At 28.3% G+C, this 24,660-nt stretch carries 28 protein-coding genes; 5 read left to right on the forward strand and 23 right to left on the reverse strand.

Features of this window, described 5'->3' with window-relative positions:
• The first annotated feature begins 23 nt into the window (after window positions 1-23).
• Window positions 24-665, forward strand: coding sequence for a MarC family protein (locus L8V77_RS01095; RefSeq protein ID WP_263702075.1), 642 nt, complete (start codon window positions 24-26; stop codon window positions 663-665).
• On the opposite strand, the gene L8V77_RS01100 is transcribed toward L8V77_RS01095, so the two are convergent.
• From L8V77_RS01100 to fliW, 5 genes are read right to left on the reverse strand one after another with little or no spacing between them, the layout of a single operon-like run.
• Window positions 647-1,069 carry a hypothetical protein gene (locus tag L8V77_RS01100; protein WP_263706304.1) on the reverse strand — a complete coding sequence of 141 codons (423 nt, stop codon included), beginning with the start codon at window positions 1,067-1,069 and terminating at the stop codon, window positions 647-649. The two genes, L8V77_RS01095 and L8V77_RS01100, sit on opposite strands and share 19 nt — an antisense overlap.
• The gene (locus tag L8V77_RS01105; protein ID WP_263706305.1) at window positions 1,066-1,794 is read right to left on the reverse strand and encodes a type II secretion system protein; all 729 of its coding nucleotides are present in this window, start codon (window positions 1,792-1,794) and stop codon (window positions 1,066-1,068) included. Before L8V77_RS01105 ends, L8V77_RS01100 begins: the two co-directional genes overlap by 4 nt.
• Window positions 1,778-2,074 carry a hypothetical protein gene (locus tag L8V77_RS01110; protein ID WP_263706307.1) on the reverse strand — a complete coding sequence of 99 codons (297 nt, stop codon included), beginning with the start codon at window positions 2,072-2,074 and terminating at the stop codon, window positions 1,778-1,780. The genes L8V77_RS01105 and L8V77_RS01110 overlap by 17 nt, the downstream gene beginning before the upstream one ends.
• A complete protein-coding gene (locus tag L8V77_RS01115; RefSeq protein WP_263706308.1) occupies window positions 2,071-2,799 on the reverse strand; it encodes a pyrroline-5-carboxylate reductase in 729 nt (242 codons plus the stop codon). Before L8V77_RS01115 ends, L8V77_RS01110 begins: the two co-directional genes overlap by 4 nt.
• Entirely contained in the window at window positions 2,799-3,194 is a 396-nt protein-coding gene (fliW, locus tag L8V77_RS01120; protein ID WP_263663168.1) for a flagellar assembly protein FliW, read from the reverse strand. Before fliW ends, L8V77_RS01115 begins: the two co-directional genes overlap by 1 nt.
• A 176-nt stretch (window positions 3,195-3,370) precedes the next feature.
• Between fliW and bamD the strand changes: the two genes are divergently transcribed.
• The gene (gene bamD / locus L8V77_RS01125; protein ID WP_263663167.1) at window positions 3,371-4,027 is read left to right on the forward strand and encodes an outer membrane protein assembly factor BamD; all 657 of its coding nucleotides are present in this window, start codon (window positions 3,371-3,373) and stop codon (window positions 4,025-4,027) included.
• Window positions 4,027-6,405, forward strand: coding sequence for an endopeptidase La (gene lon / locus L8V77_RS01130; protein ID WP_263706309.1), 2,379 nt, complete (start codon window positions 4,027-4,029; stop codon window positions 6,403-6,405). The genes bamD and lon overlap by 1 nt, the downstream gene beginning before the upstream one ends.
• A 14-nt stretch (window positions 6,406-6,419) precedes the next feature.
• On the opposite strand, the gene L8V77_RS07670 is transcribed toward lon, so the two are convergent.
• The 11 genes from L8V77_RS07670 to L8V77_RS01185 all read right to left on the reverse strand — a co-directional run bounded on the left by L8V77_RS07670 (window position 6,420) and on the right by L8V77_RS01185 (window position 16,979).
• Window positions 6,420-7,799: a methyl-accepting chemotaxis protein gene (locus L8V77_RS07670; protein WP_412174987.1), complete on the reverse strand. Its 1,380-nt coding sequence runs from the start codon at window positions 7,797-7,799 to the stop codon at window positions 6,420-6,422.
• Window positions 7,800-7,803: 4 nt separating this feature from the next.
• Window positions 7,804-8,295, reverse strand: coding sequence for a PAS domain-containing protein (locus L8V77_RS01140; RefSeq protein ID WP_263663165.1), 492 nt, complete (start codon window positions 8,293-8,295; stop codon window positions 7,804-7,806).
• Window positions 8,296-8,375: 80 nt separating this feature from the next.
• On the reverse strand, window positions 8,376-8,867 hold the full coding sequence (locus L8V77_RS01145; RefSeq protein ID WP_263663164.1) for a PAS domain-containing protein: 492 nt from the start codon (window positions 8,865-8,867) through the stop codon (window positions 8,376-8,378).
• Window positions 8,868-8,914: 47 nt separating this feature from the next.
• Window positions 8,915-10,126: a threonine ammonia-lyase gene (ilvA, locus tag L8V77_RS01150; RefSeq protein WP_263706310.1), complete on the reverse strand. Its 1,212-nt coding sequence runs from the start codon at window positions 10,124-10,126 to the stop codon at window positions 8,915-8,917.
• 2 nt (window positions 10,127-10,128) lie between these two features.
• A complete protein-coding gene (locus L8V77_RS01155) occupies window positions 10,129-10,488 on the reverse strand; it encodes a CoA-binding protein (RefSeq protein ID WP_263706392.1) in 360 nt (119 codons plus the stop codon).
• 63 nt (window positions 10,489-10,551) lie between these two features.
• The gene (locus L8V77_RS01160; protein WP_263706311.1) at window positions 10,552-11,730 is read right to left on the reverse strand and encodes an MFS transporter; all 1,179 of its coding nucleotides are present in this window, start codon (window positions 11,728-11,730) and stop codon (window positions 10,552-10,554) included.
• Between the two features lie 11 nt (window positions 11,731-11,741).
• A complete protein-coding gene (locus L8V77_RS01165) occupies window positions 11,742-12,164 on the reverse strand; it encodes a MarR family winged helix-turn-helix transcriptional regulator (RefSeq protein WP_318529529.1) in 423 nt (140 codons plus the stop codon).
• A 54-nt stretch (window positions 12,165-12,218) separates the two neighbouring features.
• Window positions 12,219-13,259, reverse strand: a complete 1,041-nt coding sequence (gene trmA, locus L8V77_RS01170; RefSeq protein WP_263706312.1) for a tRNA (uridine(54)-C5)-methyltransferase TrmA — start codon at window positions 13,257-13,259, stop codon at window positions 12,219-12,221.
• Entirely contained in the window at window positions 13,260-14,972 is a 1,713-nt protein-coding gene (locus L8V77_RS01175) for a Na+/H+ antiporter NhaC family protein (protein ID WP_263706314.1), read from the reverse strand.
• 16 nt (window positions 14,973-14,988) lie between these two features.
• Window positions 14,989-15,735, reverse strand: a complete 747-nt coding sequence (locus L8V77_RS01180) for an SDR family NAD(P)-dependent oxidoreductase (RefSeq protein WP_263706316.1) — start codon at window positions 15,733-15,735, stop codon at window positions 14,989-14,991.
• Window positions 15,732-16,979, reverse strand: a complete 1,248-nt coding sequence (locus L8V77_RS01185) for an ankyrin repeat domain-containing protein (RefSeq protein ID WP_263706317.1) — start codon at window positions 16,977-16,979, stop codon at window positions 15,732-15,734. The genes L8V77_RS01180 and L8V77_RS01185 overlap by 4 nt, the downstream gene beginning before the upstream one ends.
• A 109-nt stretch (window positions 16,980-17,088) precedes the next feature.
• Between L8V77_RS01185 and L8V77_RS01190 the strand changes: the two genes are divergently transcribed.
• Both L8V77_RS01190 and L8V77_RS01195 read left to right on the forward strand, forming a co-directional pair.
• On the forward strand, window positions 17,089-17,541 hold the full coding sequence (locus tag L8V77_RS01190; protein WP_263706319.1) for a methylated-DNA--[protein]-cysteine S-methyltransferase: 453 nt from the start codon (window positions 17,089-17,091) through the stop codon (window positions 17,539-17,541).
• A 1-nt stretch (window position 17,542) separates the two neighbouring features.
• Complete coding sequence (locus tag L8V77_RS01195) at window positions 17,543-18,421, forward strand: EamA family transporter (protein ID WP_263706320.1); 879 nt, start codon at window positions 17,543-17,545, stop codon at window positions 18,419-18,421.
• Here L8V77_RS01195 and truA read toward each other — a convergent pair.
• The 7 genes from truA to glmU are packed head-to-tail and all read right to left on the reverse strand — an operon-like array spanning window position 18,375 to window position 24,616.
• Window positions 18,375-19,109: a tRNA pseudouridine(38-40) synthase TruA gene (truA, locus tag L8V77_RS01200; protein ID WP_263706321.1), complete on the reverse strand. Its 735-nt coding sequence runs from the start codon at window positions 19,107-19,109 to the stop codon at window positions 18,375-18,377. The two genes, L8V77_RS01195 and truA, sit on opposite strands and share 47 nt — an antisense overlap.
• Window positions 19,109-20,134: an LptF/LptG family permease gene (locus tag L8V77_RS01205; RefSeq protein WP_214100351.1), complete on the reverse strand. Its 1,026-nt coding sequence runs from the start codon at window positions 20,132-20,134 to the stop codon at window positions 19,109-19,111. Before L8V77_RS01205 ends, truA begins: the two co-directional genes overlap by 1 nt.
• Window positions 20,131-20,880 carry a prepilin peptidase gene (locus L8V77_RS01210; RefSeq protein ID WP_263706322.1) on the reverse strand — a complete coding sequence of 250 codons (750 nt, stop codon included), beginning with the start codon at window positions 20,878-20,880 and terminating at the stop codon, window positions 20,131-20,133. Before L8V77_RS01210 ends, L8V77_RS01205 begins: the two co-directional genes overlap by 4 nt.
• Complete coding sequence (gene uppS / locus L8V77_RS01215) at window positions 20,877-21,545, reverse strand: polyprenyl diphosphate synthase (RefSeq protein ID WP_039668518.1); 669 nt, start codon at window positions 21,543-21,545, stop codon at window positions 20,877-20,879. Before uppS ends, L8V77_RS01210 begins: the two co-directional genes overlap by 4 nt.
• Window position 21,546: 1 nt before the next feature.
• The gene (locus L8V77_RS01220) at window positions 21,547-22,167 is read right to left on the reverse strand and encodes a hypothetical protein (protein ID WP_047208387.1); all 621 of its coding nucleotides are present in this window, start codon (window positions 22,165-22,167) and stop codon (window positions 21,547-21,549) included.
• On the reverse strand, window positions 22,164-23,327 hold the full coding sequence (coaBC, locus tag L8V77_RS01225; protein WP_263706323.1) for a bifunctional phosphopantothenoylcysteine decarboxylase/phosphopantothenate--cysteine ligase CoaBC: 1,164 nt from the start codon (window positions 23,325-23,327) through the stop codon (window positions 22,164-22,166). The genes L8V77_RS01220 and coaBC overlap by 4 nt, the downstream gene beginning before the upstream one ends.
• Window positions 23,324-24,616 carry a bifunctional UDP-N-acetylglucosamine diphosphorylase/glucosamine-1-phosphate N-acetyltransferase GlmU gene (glmU, locus tag L8V77_RS01230; RefSeq protein ID WP_263706324.1) on the reverse strand — a complete coding sequence of 431 codons (1,293 nt, stop codon included), beginning with the start codon at window positions 24,614-24,616 and terminating at the stop codon, window positions 23,324-23,326. Before glmU ends, coaBC begins: the two co-directional genes overlap by 4 nt.
• Window positions 24,617-24,660: the final 44 nt, after the last annotated feature.

A 24,660-nucleotide genomic window follows, 5' to 3' on the forward strand; every position in this document is an offset into this window, starting at 1 on the left:
TTGGGAAAATAAAAGGTTGTCTTATGTTTTCAGATATAGAATCTGAAATTTATGCTATTTTACTTGCTTCTGTTGCTATTATAGCAGTCTTAAATCCTTTTGGAAATCTTCCACAATTTATCGCAATGACTGAAGGTCTAGATGCTGATACGAGAAAAAAACTTTTTAGAAATATCATTTATACTGCATTTTGTATTGTTTTAGTTTTTTTACTTTCTGGACCATTTATCATGAAATATTTATTTAAAATAGATATTAATGATTTACGAGTTGCGGGTGGTTTGATTTTAATCATTATGAGTACTAAAAACTTACTTTTTACTCCATCAAGTTCTCAATTTCAACATTATCAAGGATTAAGTCATAAAGAATTATTGAAAAAAAGTATAGTCCCAATGGCATTTCCTATGCTAGTAGGTCCTGGAACACTTTCAACGATAGTGGTGATTTCAGAAGATCAAAATTTAACTATAGCTATAGCTTCTGTACTACTTACTTTTGCTTTTATTTTTGCTTTATTTCACTTTTCAGCTACCATTGAAAAAGTCATAGGAAAACTTGTACTTTATGTTTTTTCACGTATTGCTTTAGTTTTTATTATGGCTATGGGGGTAAAAATGATAGCCATTGGAGTTCAAACTTACATTCAATCTAATTTAGGATAAACAAAAAAACTTTTTTGTAAAAACACTTCTTCATTTACCGCTTTATTATCATTTAGCAACACACTAATATTTACCGCTATAATGCTTTTTGCATTAGCATCATTTGCTATCAATTTATATCCTTTACACTCACCCAAAGGATAAGCATAATCAATTCGTATTTTTATATTATTATATTCAAAATTATATTCATTTAAACATTCTTTACCCTCTAAATAGGCTTGATATAAAAAATATTTAGAAAGCTCTTTTGTATCATAAAGCAAAATCTTTCCTTGAGTATAAAGAGTTAAATCTTTCATAATTCTTGGAGAATATGAAGAAATTTTTATTATAAATACCATAACAAAAGAGACAAATAAAATAAAAGATATTGTATAAACCATAGCAAATGATTTTTTCATAAAAACATCCACTTAAATAAACATTCATTTTGACTTTTATCGCATATTAAAACTTTTAGCGCCTTATCATCTTGCTTGAAAATAAGTTTTGAAATATTTTGAGCTAGTAAAAAAGATCGTTTGTTATGATTTAAATCATCTATTTGCATATAAATATTTCCATTTTCTAAATATACTCTAACATAAGCATATAAAATAGTATAAAATCCACTAAATTTCTCATTATTAAAATGGATTTTCTCTCTATCATTCACTAATGCTTTATAAATTTTTGAATTTTTTATATCATAAAAATACATATAATCATTAGCATATATTTTTAACTTTTTTTCACTATGCATATCTTTATAATTACTTAAAATTCCTTTAGAACTTCCATTTTCTATAAAATGCAAATTGCTTTTTGGACTAAAAAAACTTTCATTGTTTTCTAAAATAATGCCACTAAAGTTTAATTTTTTCAATGATACATCATAAAAAATATCATCATTTGCACTCATATAGCACTCAAAAGAACTACTTGTCAATGTCGCATTTAAACAAGAATGATAAATTTTTTCCATACTAAGCAAAGTTTGATTTAAATTTAAAAATACTGTGTTGGAATTTTTAATTTTGTAACTATGATTATAAAGATGTATGGCCGGATTGCTTAAGATAACAATCAATACACCCAAGATAACAAGGCTTAGCGCAAGCTCTAATAAACTAAAAGCTTTTTTCATCTATAAAGGCTTCTTTATAGGATAAATCTTTTATTTTTAAAGATTTGAGTTTAAACTCATCACTAGTGTATTCTAAAAAGTTATAAGTATTTATATTTACTTCTTTTGCTTTATATGAAGGATTTTGCATAAATAATTCTTTTTCTTCATTAAAAAGGATTTGATTTTGCCATATAACATTTAAAGATTTATTTGCAAATATAAGATAATAAGATCCAAAAACAAGAGATAAAATTACAATACAAAAAGCAAGCTCTAGGAGACTAAAAGCTTGCTTCATTTATTTAAACTTGCATTAAAAGCTTCAAAAAAGGCACCGCGTAAAGCTCTTTTTTCCAAAGCTTCAATTCCTTTTATAGTTACTCCTGCTGGAGAACAAATTTTTTCTTTAATAATAGCAGGATGTGTATGATTAAATAAAGCACTAAAGCTTTCAAAACAAGCACGAGTAAGCTCATAACTAAGCTCATTTTTTAGACCATTTTTCACACCTGCATTTGCTAAACTTTCTGCTACCAAAGCCAAAAACGCAGGAGCACAGCCACTTAAAACCATAGCCACATCAAATTCTTTTTCATTTTGCAAACCTATGGCTTTACCAAAAGTATTTAACAAAGATAAAATTTCATCTTTATATAAATCATTTTCCATCAAATACGCAGTCGCTGAGGCTTTAAATTCAGCTGCTGTATTTGGCATGATTTTTATATAATTTTGCGCATTAACACAATGAAGTTGCTCAAAAGTAGTATTTGCTAAAACTGAAATAAGCCATCTTGCCTTGCCTTTTAATTTAACAGCTACTTCTTCTAAAGCATAAGGTTTAAATGCTAAAATAACATTTTTATCTTCTAAATCAAATTCTTCATAAGATAAAACTTCTAAATTTAAGCTACTAGCTTTTTTTAAATCCCTAGCAACAACAACTACTTTATAAGTATCTTTTAAACCTTTAGCTATAGCACTTGCCATAGCGCCATTTCCTAAAATATAAATTTCAGACATTATTTTGCTTGTTTAATAAAAGCTGAAATCTTTTCAGATTGAAAATAATTAGGATATTTGCTTGTATCTAAAATCACTTGTACTAAAGAATTATTATCATAATTCATCACAACAGGTGCTAAAAAATTAACTGTAGATTCTTCTAATGGCTCATTAATAGCGACAATAACAAACACACCAAAATTAGTTTGTTCATTTAAAGCTAATAATTCTTGATAATAATCAGGTACCTCAAAATCATAATCAGGACGGATCATATAAGGATCAATCATCACAAAAGAAAAATCTTTACCATCAAGGCTTTTAAGTCTATAAAAAACCTCATCTATTTTATAAAAGTTCATATTTTTGGTATCTTCAAACCCCAAAATAGGACATTTAACCTCTAAGTTCATTTTGCCTCCTAAAATCTATTGACTAAGAAATTACAACTCATAAAGCAATTTTAGTTCCAACTTTTTAAATTATGCTAATTAAAACTTTTTGATTATAATTTTAATTCAAAAATTAACATTTTCATAAACATAAAAACACTATAATTATAAACTATATAAATTTACAAGGTAACATCATGAAAAAACTTTTTATTTTTTCGCTTATTATTGCAGGTTTATTTTTAGGGGCATGCAGCTCAAAAAAAGCCGAAGATTTGTATAATCTAAGTTCGATGGAATGGTATCAACAAATTATAAAAGATTTACAAGAAAAAAATCTTGAAGCAGCTGATAAACATTATACTTCAATGGCAGCTGAACATATAGCTGATCCATTATTAGAACAGACTTTGCTTATATTGGCTCAAGCTCACATTAGTGAAGAAGAGTATGAAATGGCAAATTTTTATCTTGATGAATACTTAAATAAATTTGGTGATTCACAAAATGTAGCTTATATAAGATATTTAAAAATCAAAGCCAAATTTGACTCTTTTGCTGTTCCAAATCGTAATCAAGCACTAATGTTAAAAACAATAGAAGAAATCAAAGAATACAATCAAAGCTATCCTAATGTGCAATATAATGATTTAATTGACACCATGCTTACTAAATTTAATCTTGCGGTTTTTTATCTTGATACCAGCATAGCAGAGTTATATCATAAAAAAAATAGAGAGCAAAGCTATGAGATTTATAAGCAAAAAATAGAAAATTCCGATTTTAATAAAATCGATATGATTAAACCAGAACTTCCATGGTATAGAAAAATATTTGAAGAAGGTATAATGTAATGAAATTAGAAAATACTCAAAACTATCCAACAAAACTTCCTGTTCTTGTGGAAGATGAGCTTTTTTTATACCCTTTTATGATAACACCAATTTTTTTAAATGATATGCAAAATATCAAAGCCTTAGATACTGCTTTACAAAATGAAAGTATGATTTTTGTAGCACCATCTAAGATTGAAGGTGGACGTGGTTTTGATGAAATTTATGATTGTGGGGTTATTGGAACCATTATGAGAAAAGTTCCATTGCCTGATGGTAGAATTAAAATTTTATTTCAAGGTTATGCCAAAGCTAAGATAGTTGAAAAAATTTCAGATGACCCCTTACTTGCTCTAGTTGATTTAATCCACCAAGAACCATTATGCAGCACAAAAAAAGAAGCAATCATCGAAGTAGTAAGAGAAAAAGCTAAAGCTTTATCTACCGTGAGTCATTATTTTCCACCCGATCTTTTAAGAACCATAGAAGAAGATGTCGAGCCTGGTAGAATTTGTGATTTAATACTAAATTCCATTAAAATCAAAAAACAACAAGCGTATGAATTTTTCATCGAAACTAATTTAGAAACCAAGCTTTTAAATTTAATTGATTATTTAGCTAAAGAAATTGAAGCAAATAAAATTCAAAAAGAAATCAAAAACAAAGTTCATTCTAAAATAGATAAAGTCAATAAAGAATATTTCCTAAAAGAACAGCTCAAGCAAATTCAAAGAGAGCTTGGAAGTGACATACAAAAAGAAAGCGAAGTAGAAGAATATAATAAAAAATTAGAAAAGAAAAAAGCTTTTATGTATGAAGAAGCTTATAAAGAAATCAAAAAACAAATTCAAAAATATGAAAGAATTCATCAAGATAACTCAGAAGCCTCTATGGTGCAAACTTACATAGAAACGGTTTTAGATATACCTTTTGAGCACTCCTCAAAGAAAAAACTAAATTTAAAAGATGTATCTTTACAACTCAATAGTGATCACTATGCCCTAGAGAAACCAAAAGAACGTATTGAAGAATATTTTGCAGTAAAAGAGCTTTTAGAAAAACGCAAAATTAAAGATAGAGATGGTGCTAAAGTTATCTTGTGTTTAGTTGGACCTCCAGGTGTTGGTAAGACTTCTTTGGCAAATTCAGTCGCAAAAGCATTAAAAAGAGAATTAGTACGCATAGCTTTAGGCGGTTTAGAAGATGTAAATGAATTAAGAGGGCATAGAAGAACCTATATAGGAGCTATGCCAGGACGCATTATACAAGGACTTATAGAAGCTAAACAAAGTAATCCTGTAGTAGTGCTTGATGAGATTGATAAACTAAGTCGCAACCATAGAGGAGATCCAAGTGCAGTTTTGCTTGAAATCTTAGATCCTGAACAAAATACTAAATTTAGAGATTATTACCTAAATTTCAACATCGATTTAAGTAAAATCATTTTCATAGCCACAGCAAATGATGCAAGTTTAATCCCACCTGCTTTAAAAGATAGAATGGAATTTATAGAGCTTAGCTCTTACACCCCTCAAGAAAAATTCCAAATAGCTAAAAACTACCTCATACCTGATGAAATAAAAAAACATGGTCTTAAAGAAAAAGAAATTAGCTTTGATGATGAAGCCATAGAATTAATAGTCAGTGAATATACTAGAGAATCAGGTGTAAGAAATTTAAGAAGAAAGATTGCTGAAGTTTGCAGAAAATGCGTTAAAAAACTTCTTTTAGAGGAAAATACTAAACACATTCAAATTAATACTGAAAATTTAAAAGATTTTTTAAACAAAAAAGTCTTTGAAATAGAAAAACATGAAAAAGAAAATAAAATCGGTCAAGTAAATGGACTTGCATGGACTGCAGTGGGTGGAGATGTTTTAAAAATAGAAGCTATTAAAATCAAAGGCAAAGGTGAGTTAACTCTTACAGGAAGTTTGGGTGATGTTATGAAAGAATCAGCAAAAATTGCTCAAAGTCTTATTAAAAATTTAATTGATGAAGAACAAATCAAAACACCAAAAAATCTTTTTTATAAAAAAGATGAAAGCATTTACAATCAATACAATCTTCATATTCATGTTCCAGATGGCGCAACACCAAAAGATGGGCCAAGTGCAGGTATAACAATCACTACAGCTATTGCCTCTATTTTTAGTGACAAAAAAGTAAGATCTGATGTTGCAATGACAGGAGAGATTGACCTAATGGGTAATGTTTTACCAATAGGTGGTTTAAAAGAAAAATTAATTGCTGCTTATAAAGCTGATATTAAAACGGCTATTATTCCACATAAAAACTACGAAAGAGATTTAAAAGATATCCCAGAGGAAGTAATAAAAAATATGAAAATAATTGGGGTAAAAACTTTAAATGAAGTATTAAAAATAGCTCTTGTGTAAAAACTAGAAGCTTATTAAGCTTCTAGTTTATCCATAATTAATTTACTATCTTTTTCCAACTCTCTTATGTCACTAATAATTGAATCATAATCTTCTTTTGAAATATTTTCTTTTTTAGCTATTTCTATAGCTTTATTTGCAGAGTATTGTATTTTTTCACTCTTGGAATCCATTTCATTTTGAGAGATTAAAGGACAGAAAATACTTTTTGCATCTTCATCTTTACATAGACTAGAGATTGGATCAAGATTTTGTAGATTTTGCTGAGAACCATTAAGAGTTAGATAAACATCTGATTTATATAAAATATGATCTATTTTCATAGCCGATAAAGTCAAATCAGAAGCAAAATTAACAAATTCTTTTCCTAAATGAGAGCTTTTATCCTCTAATTCTCTAAATGCTTCGCTAAAATCAGCGATTTTGCTATTAGAAGAATTTGCGATATCAAATACCTTTTCACTATTTTCTTGTATTGAGCCAATTTCTTGATTCATTACTTGAATTGCCAAGGTAATCTCGCCAGTTGCTTTTTGTGTTTTTTCAGCAAGTTGTCTTACCTCATCTGCAACCACAGCAAAACCTCTTCCATGTTCACCCGCACGAGCAGCCTCAATAGCTGCATTTAGCGCAAGAAGATTAGTTTGATCTGCTATATCTCTAATAACTTCTACAATTGCATTAATACTCTGAGCATTTGAGGCAAAAGTATCAACAGCATTTTTACTCTCATCGGCCACTTGCATCATAGAAGAAATCGAATCTTGCAAATTGCCCACTTCTAAACCATTCTTTTGAGCAGTATCTGATATTATTTTAATATCACCAAAAACTTCCCTCATCAACTTAATAATACCATTTAAAGCAGAAGATAAGTCATTTAAATTTTTATTTTGACTATTTAAACTCAAATCCATCAATTCTCTTGATAAAGCATTTTTAAAAACAGATTTTCCTGTTTTTTCTATATCATCTAAGGCTTTATTGATAAAGTTAATATTATGAACAAAAATTCCTTTTAAACCTTCAGGAATAGCTCTTCTAAAATACTCACCCTTTTGAGAACAAGCAATCGAGGTATTAATTTCTCTCAAATAAGCTTCTAAGCCATCTATAGTATTATTAAGATTATCCGCAATTTCTTTAAGTTTTTTATTGCTACATTTAATATATACAATTCTTGAATCAAAATTACCATTTTTTAATTCTCTGCTAAGATCTAAGATTTTATCACTAAATTGATCTTCTTTTTTTAAAACAACAAAAGCAAAAGCAAACAATAATAACAAAGCCAAAGAAAACCCAAAAGAAATAAAATCCATAAAATATATAGAATTTGCACAAGATAAAATACCCAGACCAATACCAACTAATACAATATTTTTCATCAACATCCTTTTATTTTTGAATTTGCATTATTAATTCATTGTAGCTCATCCCATAAGATTTTACTACAGCATTTAGTTCTTCAAGTCCTGCTTTTATACCACCTTCCTTTTCTTTTCTTATAAGAACTTTATAAATTTCTTCTATTGTTTTAACAGCCTCTGCTTTAGGCTTTCTTCTTACTGAATAATAATTTAAAATATTTTCATTAGAATCACAAGAAGCTGTTATGTTTGCAAAAACCCAATAATAATCATTAAATTTTGTTTTATTTTTTACAAAAGCAAAAACCTCTCTTTTCATTTGAATATTATCCCATAAATATTTAAAAACAGTTCTTGGCATATCAGGATGACGCATAATACTATGAGGTTTATATAAAATTTCATCAATTTTATAATCAGAGTATTTTAAAAAATCCTCATTGGCATAGATAATTTCACCTTTTAAATTAGTTTTTGATGTTATTAAAACATCTGGAGTTAGAACTTTTTCCAAAGACATAGATAAATTCCTTAAATTTAAATTAATCAGACTGATTATACCTTTTTTTATAAAAACATTTTTTAAATATTTTTATAAAATTATTTTTGAAGCTCTAAAATTAACTGGTTATAACTCATACCATAAGAATTAACTATCTTCATAAGTTCATTCACTCCAGCTTTTATACCTCCAGTTTTTTCAGCTTCTAATAAAACCTTGTAAACTTGCTCTATAACTGGTATAGCCTCTCTTTTAGGTTTTCTTCTTACTGAATAATAATTTATAATATTTCCTTGATTATCAAATGAGGCTGTAACATTAGTAAAAACCCAATAATAATCATTTTGTTTGGTTTTATTTTTTACAAAGGCAAAAATTTCTTTTCCATCTTGTATATAATCCCACAAACATTTAAAAACCGTTTTTGGCATATCAGGATGACGCACAATATTATGTGGTTTATACAAAATCTCATTCATTTTATAACCAGCGTATTTTAAAAAATCATCATTAGCATAAATAATATCTCCTTTTAAATCTGTTTTAGAGGTTATCAATGTATCTGGTTCTAAAATTTTTTCTTGTGACATTTCTACCCTTTTTTTGATTTTATTTAAAAAATATTATATTTAATATATCATAAAATTTCGTTAAAATTAAAACCTTTATCATAAAGTATCTTTCTAACTAATTCTTGATGTTCTTTTCCTTTAGTTTCTAAGGTAATTGAAATCATTGCATCACCATATTCAAGCTTGGTTGAAAATCTATCATAGTCAATTTTAACTATATTAGCCTGAGCTTCCTTAATTGCATCACTTAAAGCACTTAAAGCCCCTGGTTTATCAACTAAAGTAACATTAATAAGCATTTTTCTAAAAGCTTTAAATAAGCCTTTTTCTATAATGATATTTAACATTTGCACATCGATATTTCCACCACTTAAAACCACACCGATTTTCTTATGATTTTTTAAATCTATTTTTTTATGCAAAAGTGCAGCTACTGCTGATGCTCCTGCTCCTTCAACTGTTATTTTGTGTTTTTCAAGTAAATACAATACCGCATTAGCTATTTCTTCATCATCAACTTGAATAAAATCATCAACACATTCAAGAATAATATCAAAATTAATTTTATTCACATCACGTACTGCTATGCCATCAGCTATAGTTCTAACAGCTTTTGAATTAATCATTTTTTTGCTTTTAAAACTCTCATACATCGCAGGAGCTCCCTTAGCACTCACTCCGATAACTTTTATAGCAGGATTAATTTGCTTAGCAGCACTTGCCACTCCACTAATCAAACCTCCCCCACCAACTGGAGCTAAAATCATATCCAAATCACTTATTTCATCAAGCATTTCAAGCATTAAAGTGCCTTGTCCTGCTATAATACTTTCATTTTCAAAAGGATGAATGAAATTTAAATGATGCTCTTTAGCATAATTTAGTGCATAAGCATAAGCCTCATCAAAATTATCTCCTTTTAAAATCACTTTTGCACCTAAATTTTTAGTCGCACTTACTTTTAATAAAGGCGTAGCTTCAGGCATAACAATCACAGCTTCTATGCCAAATTTTTTAGCACTAATTGCTACTCCTTGTGCATGATTTCCTGCACTTGCAGCTATTACACCTGCTTGCTTTTGTTCTTTAGTTAAATTAGCTATTGTATTATAAGCTCCTCTGATTTTATAAGCACCTGTTTTTTGCAAATTTTCACATTTTAAAAAAATATCAGTTTCTAAAAACTCACTCAAAAAAGAAGAGTGCACAAAAGGGGTTTTTAATACAAAATCTGCGATTTTTTGTTTTGCTTGATAAATTTTATTTAATTCAACCATGATTATCCTTTTTGTAGTTCTATTTTAATGCAACGATCTTGAACGCAATTTATACCATATTTTTTACATTTTTGCATTATTTCTTCATTGATAATGCCAAGTTGCATCCAAAAATTTTTAATCTTTTTACTCAAAAGATCCTCAAAAATTTCATTTGCAAAACTTGCTTTTCTAAACATTACAACCGTATCAACTTCAAAAGGGATTTCTTTTAAATTTCTATAAACTCTTTCACTTAAAATAAAATCTTCTTTAGGATAGATGGGATAAATTTTATAACCTAAATCTTGTAAATATTTACTTACAAAATGGGAAGGTTTATCTTGATTAGGGCTAAGTCCTATGATGGCTATATTTTTCATAGTACTTAGTATTTTATAACTATCACACAATGCTTTTTCCTTTTTAAAGCATTGTATCTAAAATCAAATTAATAAGAAGCTTTTTTTTACAACCAATAAACAATACAAAATCAAAGCCATTGCAACTAATAAAGCACAAAAAGCATAAACATTAGCAAAACCTATACTTGGCTCTATAATGCCTAACAAATAAGGACTCACTCCTATACCAAAATCTAAGGCTATAAAAAATGTAGAATTAGCCAAGCCCATTTTTTCTTTAGGTGCAAGTTTTATAGCTAAAGCTTGAGCGCTTGAAGTAGCATTAGCATAACCTAACGCACAAAAAACTCCAGCCAAAATAATCATATAAAAATTTAATGCAAAAGCAAGCAAAAGCAAACATACTATAAAACTCAAAAAGGAAAAAATCATCACGATGTTAGCACCATATTTATCAAACACTTTACCAGCAAGTGGTCTAAAAATCATAGAAAATCCAGCATATACCACAAAAAACATAGATCCAGCAAAAGCTAAATTTAAACTTTGGGTATAAGCACTCATATAAGCTATAATAGCACCAAAAGGGCATGCAAGCAAAAAGGTTATCAAGGCTAAATTTAAAACTGATTTTTCAAAATAATTATAAATACTAAATTTTCTTTTTATATGATGATGTTTTTTAAATCTTCTTACTTTTAAAAAAATAGATAAGATTAACGCAAAGACAATACTCAAACAAGCTATTAAAAAACTAAGCCAAAATTGATTGATAGAGTCAAGTTTTATGGCCAAAAAAGGCCCTAAGGCTGAAGTTAAAACAACGCTTGTAGCATAATATCCTATACCAACTCCTCTTTTATTGCTAGGTATTATCCTAGCAATAGCTGCCCCACAAGCACAAGAACAAATTCCATAACAAATCCCTGCTAAAAAGCGTATTAAAATTAAAAAATATACATTATAAAATTTCAAATACATTAAATTAATAAAAAGATAAAACAAAAGCGAAAACACTATAACCTTTTTTATATTAACATCATCAATTATAGAACCAAAATAAAGTCTAGATAGCAAAGCGCCTATAACAAAAGCTCCCATAATAAGACCTGCGGTGCTAGTTTGAAGGTTTAAAACACCTAAAACATAATCTGTACTAGAAATAGTACTCATATAAAAAACAAGACAAATAGCAAAATTTATCCCAAAAATACAGAAAAAATTTATATTAAATAAATTATATTTTTTACTTAATCCCATGAAAAAACCTTTTAAATTTTCTCATTGATATAATCAAGTAATTTTAAAAGTCTTTCTTGATCTTTTACATCTAAGATATCTAAAATATTTCTTTCATATTTTCTTATATAAGCATTTGCATCTAAAAAAATTTCCTTACCTTTAGCGCTTAAAGTAATGATTTTTTCTCTTTTATCATCTGCTTTTAAAAACTCTATATATTCAAGTTTTGCTAATTTAGAAACAACTCTAGAAAGTATAGCTTTATCCATCTGATAAAACTCACATATTGGAGCTAAAGTACTATAGCCATGCTGATTTAAATATACAAAAACCCTCCAATCACTTGATTTTAGTCCAAAGGGTTTTAAAATTTCATTGACTTTATAGAGTATTTTTCTATTTGTATAAGTAATTTTTTGAAATAAAATAAAAAATCCTTTATAAAAATTAATTGATTAAATCAACTATTTTTATAATAACAAAGCTTGTATAAATTCTAACTTATACTAAGCTTTTATTTTTAAATGCACCCCACATTCAAGATGAGGAGTATTAGCAAATTGATCAAAAAAGGCTAAATTTAAAATTTCATGACTTTGACACAAGATTTCAAGATTTTCTTTTAAAGTGATAGGATTACACGAAATATAAATGATATTTTCATAATTTTTAATAAGTTCAATCACGCTTAGATCAAGCCCTGCTCTTGGAGGATCAACCAAGACATGAGATATTTTAAAGCTATCTAAATCTATGTTTTTTAAACGGTTAAATTCTCTTTCTTTTTTCAAAGCTTGACTCAACTCTTCACTAGAAAGTCTTGTAAAAATTATATTTTCAATAGAATTTAAAACACAATTTTTTAAAGCAAATTCGATATTTTTTTTAGAAATTTCAGTTGCTAAAACTTTATTAAAGTTTCTTGCTAAAGCTATGGTAAAATTTCCATAACCACAATAAAGCTCTAATAAATCTTGTTTAAAATCACTTCCAATGCAAGATACAACCCATTCAATCATCTTTTCATTGATAAAAGTATTAGGCTGGATAAAACAATCATTATTAAACTCATATAAAAATTCATTTGTATTGATTTTTAAAGCTTGTCTTAAATTTTCTCCATTAAATACAAGTTTTTTACCCCTGCTTCTTGCTATGAGTTTGAGATTTAATTTTTCTGCTAATTCTTGTAAGTCTTGTATAATTAGCTCTATATTTTTATGGAAAAGTAAAGTTATACTTAAATCTAATTTTGTAGCTAAAAACTCTACTCCAAAAAGCTTATGTTTTAAATTTTCATTTAGATTATTTAATAAAATAGGCATACAGTCTTGAATTTTTTCATCTGCTATATCAAATTTCTCAATAGGAATTTTTTTCTTGTTTTCAAACATTGCATAAGAAATTTCCCCATTTTCATGATGATATATAGAAAATTCTGCCCTAGTTCTATAAGCTTTTAAAGGTGATTTAAAGCACTGAATTTCTTTATCATATAAAGAAGAAAACAATGCTTTATTTAAAGCAATTTTTTCTTCAAAATGCATCTATGCATCTACCTTTTTGCCAACTACAAAAAGTAAAGCTATCATAGCTAAGATTCCAAAAACAAGCCCTAGCCATACATTAAGTCCTAGTGCTACTGGTAAATAACCACAAAGTATACTAATAGCACAAACACTCAAAGCATAAGGCATTTGCGTGCTAACATGAGCTAAAAGATCGCACTTACTTCCCATAGACGAAAGTATAGTTGTATCAGAAATTGGCGAGCAATGATCTCCGAAAATAGCTCCTGTTAAAACCCCTGAAATATTAATAATCATATATTGGTGCAACTCTGCTCCGCTTAATTCATTATGAACACCAACGGCCATAGCTAAAGGAATAGCTAAAGGCATTAAAATACCCATAGTCCCATAACTAGTTCCTGTTGAAAAAGATATAATAGAAGCAAAAATGAAAATTGCCGTAGGAAGCAAGTAAATAGGTGTTTTATCTGAAAATAAATCAATTAAATATTTAGAAGTTCCTAAATCCTTAATCACAGAAGCTAATGACCATGCACAAAGTAAAATAATCACAGTCATAATCATAGTCCTCCAACCATGGGTCCAAACTGCAATAGCTTCTTTTAAAGTAAATATTTTTCTATACATTCCTAAAATAATAGCTACTATGGTAGCTAAAAGTGCTGCTTGAAATAATACAACCGAAGCATCAGCTGCGCCAAAAGTTTCTCTAAAGGCAAATAAACTAAATGGTGCTGCATCAATTTGTGCTTTAATACTCGCATCATCTAGGGCATTATAACCACTAAAATAAAAACCTATAAATGAAAATACAATCAAAACAGCTAGAGGTATAATAGCATTAGAAGCTTGTAATTTTACATGCTCTTTTGGCTCTAAAACCTTATCTTCTATATTATCAATTTGCTCATGACCATGAGAAAATTTACCCGCTCTAGCTCTAAGCTCAGCTTTTAACATAGGTCCAAATTCTCTACCTGTATAAATAGTCAAAACAACAAAAATCAGCATAAAAAGATTATAAAATCTATAAGGTAAGGTTTGTACAAAGATTTCAAAAGCATTGATTTCTTCTTTTACTATACCTAAATGCGCAAAAGTTGCATTATCGATTAAATCATATCCGCTACGAATTAAAGAAATTTCAAGTCCTATCCAAGTAGAAATGATAGCAAGACCAGTAATTGGCGCTGCGGTTGCATCCATAATAAAAGCAAGTTTTTCACGGCTTACTCTAAATTTATCTGTCACTGGACGCATGATAGGACCTACGATTAATGAATTGGCATAATCATCAAAGAAAATAAAAATCCCCATACACCAAGTAGCAAATTGTGAGCTTTTTGCCTGCTTAGCTTTAGTAGAAAGCCAAACAGCCACAGCTTTAGTACCACCTGTTTTGGTAATAAGAGCTACAACCCCACCTATAGTTAAAACTTGTAATAAAATTCCTGCATTACCAGGACTTGCCATGGCATTTACCACTTTAGAAATAAAGCCTGTAAAAGAAGCAATAATAGCATGATAAATGCTATTTTCAATAAGTCCTAGCATAAAAGTACCACTTAATGCACCAATAAACAACGAAAGCACTACATCTTTAGTAATAAAAGCTAAAATAATAGCTATCACCGGTGGTAAAAGCGTCCAAACTCCAAAAAGTTCTGCATTTGCTTGTGCATCAGCAAATAATAATAAAGGAGCTAATAATAAATAAAAAATTTTCATATTTTTCCTTAAGTTTTTATATTTTCTCGCTAAAAGTTCCTGCCCATGTTTGAGTCACAGGCATAAGTTCAATTTCGTTAATATTAATATGCTCAGGCAAGCTAATAATAAAAGTAATAATTTTTGCTATATCTTCAGCTTTAATATATTTAGTCTTTTCATAAACCTCATCGGCCTTTTTAATATCACCTTTAAATCTCACTTCACTAAATTCAGTTTTACAAAGTCCTGGAGCAATATTTGTTACTTTTATATTGCTTCCGCGCAAATCTGTTCTTAAAGCTTTGGAAAATTGTGCCACAAAAGCCTTAGTTCCACAATAAACATTACCTCCATAATAAGGCACATTTGCCGCAATTGAACCAAGATTAATCACATGAGCATTTTTTGCCTTTCTAAGTAAAGGTAAAGTAGCTCTTGCTATATATAAAAAGCCTTTGATATTAGTGTCTACCATAGCTTCAATATCTTCAATATCCAAAGAATCAAACTCATTTAAACCCAAGGCAAGACCTGCGTTATTAACAAGTAAAGAAATATTTTGTAAATCTTGAGGTAAATTTTCAATTGCTGTAAAAACCGCTTGTTTATCCCTAACATCAAGCACGATAGGATAAATTTTATCCCCATAAAGCTCTTGTAGTTTTTCTAACCTTTCTTTGCGTCTTGCTATGGCTATAACCTTATAATCAAGCTCTATCAAAGCTTTTAAACTTTCTAATCCAAAACCTGAACTTACCCCTGTTATTAAAGCAATCTTCATGGTTGTGCCTCTTCATATAACATCAAATTTTCATTTTCTTTTAAACCAAGTTTTTTTAAAAATTTAATATTTTCTTCTTTCTTTGCAATGATGGCAAAATCAAGAGCGTTAAATCCCAAATCATCTACTTCTTTATAATTAGCTTTATAATCTATAAGTAACTTAAGCATTTTTACATCAGCATAATTTGCCCCATGCATAAAGATATTTTTAGAAGTATGCTCAAGCGCGCATAAGGTGATAAAATATGGCGTATTGCTTCCCATACTGGCAATAGAAAGTTTTTCATTATCATTAATGTATTTTTGATTTACATTTGCACCATTTTCAAGCAAAAGCTTGGCAACCTTATAGTTATTATATTCAACAGCATAAAACAAAGGTGTTTTTCCAAAAGAATTTTTATAATCAACCACCGCTTCATTTTCAAGCAAAAGCTTAACATTTTCTGCATTATCTAGTGCAAAAAATAAAGCAGACTCATAACCTTCATTTATTTTTACACCCAATTTGATAAATTCTCTTATAATCTCACTTTCTCTATTATTTAACAAGGCTGATTTAAAACCATTGTTTAATTCTAAATTACTAATTTTTTTAGTATAAATATACTCTTTAATCTGCTCCAAAGAATTATTTTTATTAGCTACAAATTTTTCAAAATCTGAAATATCTTTAAAGATTTTAGTCTCGCCAACTGCCCAGTTTAAAAATTCATTCAAAGCATTACTAGCAAAATAAATTGCACTTGCTTTATCTAAATTAAATTCCTTTTGAAAATATCTTGTTAAAGGATTAATCGCATTATTATATTCTTTCCAAAATTCCTTAAAAAGTTTAAAATTTCCAATGCTTTGATAGGCCCAAAATCTAAAATACGCTTTTAATTTTGCAAATTTTTCTTCAAGTATTATAGGATCTTGTAAAGTCTTTTGATAGCCTTGTGGATCAAGTGCAATTTCTAATAATTTAAAATCAAATTTTCTCAAATCACTAAAGTATTCTCCACCCATACAAGCACTATTGCTTCCTCTAATTTCATTAGCAAGTTCATATAATCTTTTTGTGATTTGATGATTTTTTAAAGAAAAAGCGCAATTTAAATCCACTTGAGCAAAATCTTGTGTATTTTTTGGCTCAAACTCTTTAAAAAAATCAGCCTTATTTTCCTTAACATACTCACAAGTATAATCCAAAGCTAAAGCATTTAAACTTATAATCAAACTAAATAATAAAATCTTCAAATATTTTCCTTGAATATAAATTAAATCACTATTTTAACTAAATTTTTGCTTTAATAACAATTAATTAATTTAAAATTCATACAATGCTTGCTTTTAAATAAGGAAAAATATGTATCAAAGTTTTTATAAAGCTAGTTTTGCTTATATTCTTCTACAAAGTGATAAAGATAAGCTTATTAATGTTGATTTTACTATATACAAGCCTGATTTTACTAAAGATAAACACTCTGTTTTAGAACAAGCCTTAGAAGAGCTAGACCTTTATTTTAACAAAAAGCTTTTTGCTTTTAACACTCCTCTAACTCTTCAGGGAAGCGAATTTGAACAAAAGGTATATAAAGCTTTGATAAAAATTCCTTATGGACAAACTAAAACTTATCAAGAAATTGCTTCTTTTATCAATCATCCAAAATCTTTTAGAGCAGTAGGCAATGCAAATTCTAAAAATAAACTTGCAATTTTTATACCTTGCCATAGAGTGGTAGCTAAAAATCACTTAGGTGGATACAATGGTGGTTTATTTATCAAAGAGGCTTTACTTAAATTAGAAGGCGTGCTTTAAAATGCCAAGTTTATTACTAGCAAGTTTTATTTGGGCTTTTTCTTTTCCATTAATTGGGCATTTTATTACCTTAGAAATGGATAGTTTTTTTGCAGCATTTGCAAAAGTTTTTTTATCTTTATTGGTATTTTTACCTTTTTTAAATTTTAAGATAAATTTGCATTTAAAACTAAAACTCATAGGCATTGGAGCTTTGCAACTTGGCATAATGAATTTATTTTATTATCATTCTTTTTTATATTTAAGTGTAAGTGAAGTAGCGCTTTTTACGATTTTTACACCTTTTTACGTTGTGCTTTTTTATGGGCTTTTTTCAAAAAATCTTAGATATTTATATTTCATAAGTATTTTTATATGCATTATGGGTGCTTTTGTAGTTAAATTTGATAATATTAACTCTAATTTTTTATATGGCTTTTTACTTATTCAAGGGGCTAATTTAGTATTTGGAGCTGGACAAAGTTTTTATAAAATTTTATTAGAAAAAAATACAAATTTAAGCCAAAAAGAAGCCTTTGCTTATTTTTATTTAGGCGCAACCAGCATAACCTTACCTGCATTTTTATTTTTTGGAGATTATAATAATTTACCATCCAATTTAAGCTCTTGGATAGCTTTGATTTATCTTGGGACTATTGCTTCAGGACTTGGATATTTTTTATGGAATAAAGGCTCTACTGAAGTAGATAGTGGAGTTTTAGCCTTGATGAATAATGCCATTATACCTATAAGTATTTTTATCAACATGAGTATTTTTGGAGTAGATGTAGAACTGCTACCTTTTTGCATGGGGACTTTAATCATTCTTTTTTCATTTTTTATACATAAAAAAATCATGCATTATTATAATAAGAAATCTTGCTCAAATACAAACCACTAGCAGGAGCTAAAAATCTACAATGAGCTTTTTTAGCGTTGATTTGTTCTAAAAGCTCATTTTGGCTCATTTTTCCTTCTAATACTTTTAAAATGCTTGCCATCATCATTCTAATTTGCGATCTTAAAAAACCATTTGCTTCAAAATAAAACACAGTGTAATTTTTATAAGCATAAACTCTAGTTTTATACATTTTTCTTATGCTTGTTTTATTATCAGAGCCTTCTTTTTGAAAGAGTTTAAAATCATGCTCTCCTTCAAATAAAAAAGCAATTTCCTTGGCTAATTTAATATTTATTTTTGGATAAAAATGCACATAAGAAGCTAAAAAAGGATTATATTTTTCATGACTTATAATATAGCGATATGTTCTTTTTTGCACATCAAAACGCACTTGAAAATTTTCTTGCACTCTTTGGATATGCTTTATATGTATAAATGGGTGTGCAAAATGATTGATTTTATTTTTTAAATATACAAAATCTTTAAAATGTTCTCCCGCTTTTACACAAGCGACTGCATTAAATGCATGCACACCTTTATCAGTTCTTGAAGCAAATAAAGGCTTTTCATAAATACCCAAATGCGACAAAGCCTGTGCTAAGGTATCTTGGACACTAAACTTATGTGGCTGGGTAGCTGAACCTTGAAATTTAGAGCCATCATAAGAAAAAGTTAATTTTAAAAGCATTAATACTTACTTGCAATTTTTGCTTTAAAATAAAACAAAGAAGTAATTAAAAAGCTTGAAAAAATCACAGCAATAGCTACAAAAGGAGGATTATAAAAACTAATCAAAAGCGTAAAATAAGCAAAAATAATCACAAAAATTCCAAAATAAGCAAAACCTTTTTCATAACGATAAGTTACTATACCAAAAGAGAGTGCAAAAAGCACGCTAGCTAAAGGAAATAAAGCTATAAGAATATAAATAACAAATTCTTTTGCTTTTTCTTTATTGCTTGTTACATCAGACCAATACCCATAAAAACTTTGAGTATTTAATTCTTTAGAAGAAAGTTTGCTTTTAATTAATAAATTTTTAAAACTAGAAATATGCCAATCTTCTTCTTTAATCTCATAAGCTTTTCCTTCGTCTAGTTTAAAAGTAATAACACCATCATTTGTTTCTAACTTTCCTTCTTTAGCTAAAATCACTTGTTCCTTATCTTGTGGGTTTTTCTTTGGATGATACATTATGATATTTTTATAAGTTTCATCAGAATTTTTAGCATCAATAAAAACAAGCCATTCTCCATATCTTTGTCCAAATTCCCCTGTTTTTATACTTACTTTAGCACTAATTTTTTTATAATCTACAAAATTATCAAAAAGTTCAAAAGATATAGGTATAAAAACCAAAACCACCACAAGCATAAAAGCACTTACCAAAGCTGCAATTTTTGCAAAAAAACTTGCTATCATGCTTGGAGCTATACTCAAAGCAAATAACACTGTGCTTTCATTTTCCCTAGAAAGCCTATAAAAGGCTAAAGTCAAAGCTATGAAAAAAGATATGGGTAGAGTAAAAATTAATATCTTTGGTAAAAGAAAAATATATAATTTGATTAATTCAAAAAAAGTAATTTCAATATAAGCAGTAATTTTAGCAAGTTGTATAAAAAAAATAATCGAAACAATAATAAATAAAGTAAAAAATAAAGATAACATTGTGCTTAAAAACTGATTAAGCAAATACTTATAAACTAGTTTCATAATATACTTTCTACACTTAGATTAATCAAAATTCCACAAAACAAAAAAGGAATCATAGGCATTTGATAATCTTTCTTGGCTATTTTTATAAACATCAAAAGACTTAAAAAACTTGCAATAAATAAAATCAAAAAGCCTTTTTCATAGCCAAAAATTCCAAAAATCAAAGCTATTATTATAACATCACCTTCCCCTAAACTTTCTAAAATTTCATCTCTTTTTTTAAAATTTTTAATAAAATTAATCACACTTTTTAGTATAAAAACTAACCCCGCCCCAAAACACACTCTAAATAAAAAGCTATCTTGAAAATCCTCTAAATTTAAGCCATTTTGTAAAAAATCAAAACAAAAAGCTAAAATAAATAAAATCCAAAGCCAAAGCTCACTCACTGCTTTTAGATAATAATCCATCCAAGAAAGTGCTAAAAATATAGCTAGCATACAAGCAAAAATTAAAATTTGAAAAACATCTTCGATTAAATAAAAAGCAAAGACAAACAAACACGCGCAAAGAAATTCATTAAAAGGATAAATCAAAGAAATTCTTTCCTTACAAAAAGCACATTCGCCTTTTAGAAATACAAAAGATAACAAAGGAAAAAGATGATAAAATTTCAAAGTTTTAAGACACTTAGGACATTTTGATCTTGTACTTATTATACTTTCTTTATTAATCGTTCTTAAAATCAAAACATTAACAAAAGAACCTACACAAAGTCCTAGTAATAAAAAGAAAAATATCATTTACCAAAGGTTCTTTTGCGTTTTTTAAACTCAGTAATAATATTTGCGATTTCCTTTTTAGTAAGTGCAGGAAATAAAGTTTGACTAAAATAAATTTCTGCATAACTTGATTGCCATAATAAAAAATTTGAAATTCTTTTAGCGCTCCCTACTCTTAAAAACAAATCCACATCCTCACTTAAGTCAAGATTTGCTTGTATATTTGCTTCATTAATTTCAAGATTTTTTTCAATCACCTTTTTAACCGCTCTAACTATTTCATCCTTGCCTCCGTAAGAAATAGCTAAATTAACGCATAATTTTGTGTAATTTTTAGTTTGTTCTTGAAAATTTTGTATTTTTTTTAAGGTTAATTCATCTAAAAGATTTAAATTTCCTATGGCCTTAAAACGCACTTCATTGGCTACAAATTTATTTAAAGACTCATCAAGATATTTATTTAATAGCTTAAAAAGAAACTCCACTTCTTCTTTTGGTCTTTGCCAGTTTTCTGTACTAAAAGCATAAAGGGTTAAATTTTGAATTTTTTCATCTATACATACTTCTATGATTTTTTCAACAACTTTAGCACCTTGACTATAGCCAATTTTTTCTAAAAGTCCATTTTTTCTAGCCCATCTTCTATTGCCATCCATTACCACAGCAAGATGTTTTAATTCATTCATTCTATCCCTTTATATCCATCAATCTTTTAAAAACAAACATAGGATTAAGCGTATTAACTACTTCAAATTTAAAATACTCGTTTAAAAAATGTGCTACTTTGGCAAAAGGTGTTTGTATGCGTGTGATTTTACCATTATCAATTATAATTTTTAAAGCACCAAAAATTTCAAAATACAAATACACTTCTAAAATATTTCCATTTTTCTTAGCTTCAAACAAAGCCCTATTTCCCTCATAAACAAAAGGTATATGATAAATTCCTTCAAAAAATGCAAAAAACATTTCCTTATAAATTTCAAACTCATACGCACTTTTGCTTTCCATAAGTCTTTGGATAATGAATTTTTTATACCAAGCTTTTTCATCACCTTCTTGCAAAAGCTTTTCTATAAGTTCAGTCCCTTCTTCAAAAAGTCTAATTTTAGGCTTTTTCAAAAGATTTTTAAAAGAAATTACACCTTTATCTTCATAAACTTCAGCTAAATACTCCTCCCCTACTTCAAGCTCTATCATACTTTTTGTTTCAAGCTTTTTAGTATTTAAAAGCAATACATAGCGATTATATGCGCGTTTTTCCAAAATTTGCATTCTTACAGGTAAAGTTGAGTTGATGATATTCACCAAAGTTTCCTTAATTCTTGTGCTAAAATAAAGCCAAGTTTTTCTTTGCTTTGTTTAGAACTTTGAGAAATACTATCTTTAGTGATAAAACAAATGCTATTTTCATCACTTCCAAAGCTCATTTGCTCATTTAAGACATTTAAACACACCATATCTAGATTTTTACTAACTAAAGATTTTTTAGCATTTTCTAAAGCATTTTGCGCATCAAATTCCATCTTAAAGCCTATTTTTTTACCTTTAAAATCTAAATTTTTTAAGATGTCTTCATTCAACTTTAATTTTAAATCAAGTCCGTTTAAATGCTCATTTTTCTTAATCTTACCCTTATAAGCTTTTAGAGTAAAATCACTCACAGCAGCAGCCATAATTAAAGCATCAAATTCTTTGTATTTTTGCAATTTTTCTTTTAATTCTAAAGAAGATTTAAATTTTTCTAATTTATAAGGTGTTTTAAACTCTACTGAGCTAACTAACACTACTTTAGCACCTAAAAAATACAAAGCATCAGCAACCGCCTTTGCCATTTTTCCACTTGAAAAATTACTAATACATCTTACATCATCAATTTTTTCTTTAGTCCCACCACCGCTTATAACAAAACTTTTATCTTTAAAAAAATCTTCTTGCATTAGACTTTTTTTTAAAGCATTTATAATACTATCAAGCTCAGCCAAAGCTCCTAAGCCCTCATCTTTACAAGCTAGAGTTTTAACTATAGGATCAATGATAATATAACCTTGCTCTTTTAAATTTTTTAAAGAATTTTGAGTGCTAAAATGTAAATACATGTTTGTATTTGCAGCGGGTGCGATTAAAAATGGTTTATTTTTATCTACTGCTATTAAAGTTTGAATAAATAAATTATCCGCTATACCATAGTTTAATTTATTAATAGAGTTTATACTAGCAGGCGCAAAAAGCACACAATCACAAGTCTTACTAAAGGCTATATGATTATTAGTATTTTGCCAACTTTCATTATCTTCACATAAAATTTCATCTGCTAAAGCTTCAAAGCTAAGCTTAGTGCCAAATTTTAAAACTCCTTGACTTAGCAAAACTTTAACCCTAAAGCCTTCTTTTTTTAATAAAGAAATAAGCTCATAAGCTTTATAAAAGGCTATGCTTCCACTTACTGCTAGTAAGATTGTTTTCATTTTTTACCTAGTTTTTTATAGTAAAAATCTTCTATGATTTGCACTTTTGCCCTATTGATATGTAAAGAGCCTTTTTCTACATCCTTACACACAGTACTTCCTGCTGCGATGATTACCTCATCTTTTATTTCAACCGGAGCGATAAATTGCGTATCTGAACCTACAAAAACATTTTTACCTATTTTAGTTTTATGTTTTTTAACCCCATCATAATTACAAGTGATAGTACCACAACCTATATTAGTTCCCTCATCTATTTCACAATCACCCAAATAACTCAAATGCCCTGCTTTAACTCCATTTAATAAAGCATTTTTACATTCTACGAAATTTCCTATATGGGTATTTTTGAGCTGGCATTTTGGACGCAAATGCGCCAAAGGCCCTACATCGCTATTTTCCACTATACTATCTTCAATCACACTTGAACTTTTAATGATAGAATTAATGATTTTTGATTTTCCCTCTATACGCACATTTTCATATACTTCACACTCACCTACAAACTCAACCTCATCTGAAATAAAAGTTGTCGCAGGCATGTGAAAAATCACGCCTTGCTTCATCCATTCTTTTTTAATCGCTTCTTGCATAAGATCTTGAGCTAGACAAAGCTCAATTTTATCATTCACCCCCATAAAATCTTGCTCATTTACAAACACCGCATCGATTTCATAACCCTTTTCTTTTGCTAAATAAACCGCATCGGTTAAATAATACTCTTTAGCTTTATTATCATTTTCTATCAAAGGCAATACTTCTTTTAAAATTTGTGCTTTTATAGCATAAACACCACTATTGCAAATATTTATAGCAAGTTCTTCTTTATTTGCATCTTTTGTTTCTACTATTTTTTGAATTTTATTTTCTTTTAATACTATTCTTCCGTAACTTTTTGGATCTTTTGCCTCAAAAACCGCCACATTAAAATCACTTTCATTTAAAGCTATTTTTTCTAAATCATCTGCTTTAACTAAAGGCATATCACCACATAAAATCAATACTTTTTCATGCTTACTCTCATAGCCCCTTAAAGCTCCTGCAGTACCTGGAAAATTTTGCAAGTCTTGTTCTAAAAAACGTGTATTTGGGAAATGCTCTAAAACAACTTGTTCAACCTTTTCTTTTTGATGAGAAAGCACCACACACACATCATCACTAATCTTATATGCTTGTTTTAAAATATGTAAAATCATTGCTTTTGAGCAAATTTTTTGAAGCACTTTTGGATTTTGTGATTTCATACGCGTGCCAAGTCCAGCAGCCAAAATAAGCACAGAAATTTTCATAATTTACCTTTGTTTTAAAAATTATTGCTTATTTTAACAAGCTA

Source organism: Campylobacter sp. IFREMER_LSEM_CL2127 (assembly GCF_025771745.1).
Taxonomy (GTDB): Bacteria; Campylobacterota; Campylobacteria; order Campylobacterales; family Campylobacteraceae; genus Campylobacter_D.

Bases quoted from the DNA above. Each gene is read 5' to 3' on its own strand.
- L8V77_RS01095 (WP_263702075.1), top strand. From the start codon at position 24: ATGTTTTCAGATATAGAATCTGAAATTTATGCTATTTTACTTGCTTCT.
- L8V77_RS01100 (WP_263706304.1), bottom strand. From the start codon at position 1,069: ATGAAAAAATCATTTGCTATGGTTTATACAATATCTTTTATTTTATTT.
- L8V77_RS01105 (WP_263706305.1), bottom strand. From the start codon at position 1,794: ATGAAAAAAGCTTTTAGTTTATTAGAGCTTGCGCTAAGCCTTGTTATC.
- L8V77_RS01110 (WP_263706307.1), bottom strand. From the start codon at position 2,074: ATGAAGCAAGCTTTTAGTCTCCTAGAGCTTGCTTTTTGTATTGTAATT.
- L8V77_RS01115 (WP_263706308.1), bottom strand. From the start codon at position 2,799: ATGTCTGAAATTTATATTTTAGGAAATGGCGCTATGGCAAGTGCTATA.
- fliW (WP_263663168.1), bottom strand. From the start codon at position 3,194: ATGAACTTAGAGGTTAAATGTCCTATTTTGGGGTTTGAAGATACCAAA.
- bamD (WP_263663167.1), top strand. From the start codon at position 3,371: ATGAAAAAACTTTTTATTTTTTCGCTTATTATTGCAGGTTTATTTTTA.
- lon (WP_263706309.1), top strand. From the start codon at position 4,027: ATGAAATTAGAAAATACTCAAAACTATCCAACAAAACTTCCTGTTCTT.
- L8V77_RS07670 (WP_412174987.1), bottom strand. From the start codon at position 7,799: ATGTTGATGAAAAATATTGTATTAGTTGGTATTGGTCTGGGTATTTTA.
- L8V77_RS01140 (WP_263663165.1), bottom strand. From the start codon at position 8,295: ATGTCTTTGGAAAAAGTTCTAACTCCAGATGTTTTAATAACATCAAAA.
- L8V77_RS01145 (WP_263663164.1), bottom strand. From the start codon at position 8,867: ATGTCACAAGAAAAAATTTTAGAACCAGATACATTGATAACCTCTAAA.
- ilvA (WP_263706310.1), bottom strand. From the start codon at position 10,126: ATGGTTGAATTAAATAAAATTTATCAAGCAAAACAAAAAATCGCAGAT.
- L8V77_RS01155 (WP_263706392.1), bottom strand. From the start codon at position 10,488: ATGAAAAATATAGCCATCATAGGACTTAGCCCTAATCAAGATAAACCT.
- L8V77_RS01160 (WP_263706311.1), bottom strand. From the start codon at position 11,730: ATGGGATTAAGTAAAAAATATAATTTATTTAATATAAATTTTTTCTGT.
- trmA (WP_263706312.1), bottom strand. From the start codon at position 13,259: ATGCATTTTGAAGAAAAAATTGCTTTAAATAAAGCATTGTTTTCTTCT.
- L8V77_RS01175 (WP_263706314.1), bottom strand. From the start codon at position 14,972: ATGAAAATTTTTTATTTATTATTAGCTCCTTTATTATTATTTGCTGAT.
- L8V77_RS01180 (WP_263706316.1), bottom strand. From the start codon at position 15,735: ATGAAGATTGCTTTAATAACAGGGGTAAGTTCAGGTTTTGGATTAGAA.
- L8V77_RS01190 (WP_263706319.1), top strand. From the start codon at position 17,089: ATGTATCAAAGTTTTTATAAAGCTAGTTTTGCTTATATTCTTCTACAA.
- L8V77_RS01195 (WP_263706320.1), top strand. From the start codon at position 17,543: ATGCCAAGTTTATTACTAGCAAGTTTTATTTGGGCTTTTTCTTTTCCA.
- truA (WP_263706321.1), bottom strand. From the start codon at position 19,109: ATGCTTTTAAAATTAACTTTTTCTTATGATGGCTCTAAATTTCAAGGT.
- L8V77_RS01205 (WP_214100351.1), bottom strand. From the start codon at position 20,134: ATGAAACTAGTTTATAAGTATTTGCTTAATCAGTTTTTAAGCACAATG.
- L8V77_RS01210 (WP_263706322.1), bottom strand. From the start codon at position 20,880: ATGATATTTTTCTTTTTATTACTAGGACTTTGTGTAGGTTCTTTTGTT.
- uppS (WP_039668518.1), bottom strand. From the start codon at position 21,545: ATGAATGAATTAAAACATCTTGCTGTGGTAATGGATGGCAATAGAAGA.
- coaBC (WP_263706323.1), bottom strand. From the start codon at position 23,327: ATGAAAACAATCTTACTAGCAGTAAGTGGAAGCATAGCCTTTTATAAA.
- glmU (WP_263706324.1), bottom strand. From the start codon at position 24,616: ATGAAAATTTCTGTGCTTATTTTGGCTGCTGGACTTGGCACGCGTATG.